Source organism: Arthrobacter sp. P1_B4 (genome assembly GCF_056406555.1).
Genome location: NZ_JBFTZW010000179.1, coordinates 1 through 2394 on the forward strand (window position 1 = coordinate 1; position 2394 = coordinate 2394).

Genomic DNA, 2394 nt, shown 5'->3' on the forward strand with positions numbered 1-2394 from the left:
ACCAGGAACACGTCCCCTACAAATCCGGTACCGGCGCCGTCGGGACGGGTGGCGCGGAAGACCGGCTGCGTCGCCGCCGCCACCGCCACCGCCGGGCCCCTCCCCGCCTGCATGAACACGGTCGGAGCCACCGAGCCCCCGATCATCGCCACCCGCAGGAACATCATCCGCTCATAAATGCCAGTGAACTCCGGTACAGGTGTGCCTGCGGACTGGACAAAGCCCGCTTCCCCCCGGCCGCCGGCGGGCACAGTCCTCGGTGCCACCGGCGGATCCGGATACAAAGTGAAAACCATCAAATCCTCCTATATCCCGGCCAGCTGATCCCGCGAAGGCCTCCCGTGACCACGGCATGGTGAGTTTATTGACCCTAGGTACGGGTGATGGTGATCAAACCGGCGCTGACGTCCGATCCTGAACCGGTCGTCACCTTGATCCGGGCCTGCCGTTGCCCCTCCGCGCCGAAGGTCAGATCGGGCACCTCCGCCTTGATTTGAGTCGGCGTGGCAGGGTCAGTGAGTCCTGCCCGGACGGGGGCGAAGCCTTCGACGGTGAATTCCACGCGCACCGGAGGGACATCCAAGTTTTGACCGCGCAGCGTGACCGTACCCCCAACAGCGACCACAGGCGGCGTAAATCCGGTGAGGCTCGGAGGCGGATTTTCCACCCGGAACTGATCGTCACTTTGCACGCTGCCTTCACGAGTGTTCACCTTGATGGCGACTGCCGCGCCGGTGGCCAGTCCATCGGGAACCTGCACCTTGACTGAATTATTTGTCGCTTGTCCAACGACTGGAGCGGGTTGTCCCTCGAAAAATACTGTCAGGTCACTGGCATTGAAGTTGAATCCCGACAGAACGACCTCGGTTCCCGCACTACCACTAGCCGGAGAGAACTGCGCGTTCGGTGGGGCAACGAAGGCTGGCACCGCCCTCACGCGGAACGGTTTGTCACAGACAGCGGAGGCAACCTCGTTGGCAACAGTGATTCTTACGGTTCGCCCGGTCCCGTTCGGCGTGAGGCCCCCTGGAACCAGAACTTTGATTTGGTTGGAAGAAAACGTCGCCGCGACGGTGGCAGGGACGCTATCGAAGAAGACTTTGATCCCTCCCTTGTCGAAATTGTTCCCAGTCAGGGTGACCTCTTGATGGATCTGGCCTGTCAATGGCTGCAGCGGCGTGTTCTGGGCGAAGGTCGGCGCGATAAGTACTTTTTCGAGCAGGCTCAGACGGGTCTCAAGGTGGGACAGGGTCAACTTCCGCTGTCGGAGGTCGGTGATCTTTTCCGCCTTCGTTCCCTCCAGATCCAAAGTCCCGGAAGTAATGGCGTCTTCACCACGGCGGCGGCGCAACTCGGCGAGAGGGTAATGCACGTGCCCTTTCGTCGGCGCGGGCACCTGCCCACCTTCCGCAACCAAAACAGACCATTCAGGCTTGAGCCGAACGGAGGTTTGCATCCCCACGTCCTCACTGTTGGCAAGAGCAGTATCCGTCGTTTCGTCCACCTCGGTGAGAAGCACATCCAGATACACGGTATCGATACGCGGGTCCGGCTGGGCAGCCGTGGGCGTACTCAATTTCGGGACATGCCGGCCATCAGGGCGCGACGGCTGGTTGTCATAGGTAGTTGTCGCCTCAACCGTGGCCTCGATACCGCCGGCCAGGCAGGAACCCGGTCCGGTGATCTGGAAATCATTGCTGTTCTGCCCCGCCGGAAGAGCCCGAATGGCGAAGCCGTCCTCCCCCGAGCCATCCTCCCCGAAAGCCAGCCCGTTGCCGATATAACGGGAAAACAGCGAGCGCACACCGGCGGCCAGAAGGTCCTGGAGCAGGTTCAGGTCCCGGTCCAGGATCGGCACCCCCTGCTCGATGTGGATGCCGACATACCCCTTGTTCAAGCTTTCAAGCAGCAGTTCCAACGGCGATCTAGAGAAGTCACTCATAGCGTTGTACTCACTCCCCTCCTGATCGTTGGTCCATGTCGGACGTGGCTATGGTTGGATCACAATTGCGCGCGCATTTATGGGCAGGAATTCCGGCAGTACGGCGGCGAGGCGGGACTGCGCCCTGGCCATCTCTTCCGGTGACAGCGGCGGGGCCGGTGCGGCGAGAAAGAGGCCTATCGCATCCCTCGAAATGCGTCCGTCCGCGTCCTTGCCGCCACCCTTGCCGGTGTAGGTATACGTGCCGATGTCGCCGAACGTTCCGTAGAGGGCTTTCTGCTGTCCGCTGAAGGTCGTCGTGCCGGAGGAATGGGTGCCCAAAGTCTGTACGCCGTCTGCATCGGAGTCTTGGATTGGCCCGCTGGAACGGTACATGAGTAGGGTGGCGCCCTGGATGTGCACTCCCACCGGCGCCCTCTGGGATGAAGGACCGCCTGTGAGCGGCTCCGGTT

At 61.9% G+C, this 2394-nt stretch carries 3 protein-coding genes; all 3 read right to left on the reverse strand.

The window, feature by feature from the left end; all coding sequences use genetic code 11:
* A partial coding sequence (locus AC1D1W_RS20515) for a hypothetical protein (protein ID WP_476944679.1) occupies positions 1-296 on the reverse strand: 296 nt, incomplete at its 3' end.
* 74 nt (positions 297-370) lie between these two features.
* Positions 371-1942: an IPT/TIG domain-containing protein gene (locus AC1D1W_RS20520; protein WP_243178798.1), complete on the reverse strand. Its 1572-nt coding sequence runs from the start codon at positions 1940-1942 to the stop codon at positions 371-373.
* A gap of 48 nt (positions 1943-1990) precedes the next feature.
* Positions 1991-2394, reverse strand: a 404-nt coding sequence (locus AC1D1W_RS20525; protein ID WP_476944680.1) for a hypothetical protein, incomplete at its 5' end; no start/stop codon positions are given.

Bases quoted from the DNA above. Each gene is read 5' to 3' on its own strand.
- AC1D1W_RS20520 (WP_243178798.1), bottom strand. From the start codon at position 1,942: ATGAGTGACTTCTCTAGATCGCCGTTGGAACTGCTGCTTGAAAGCTTG.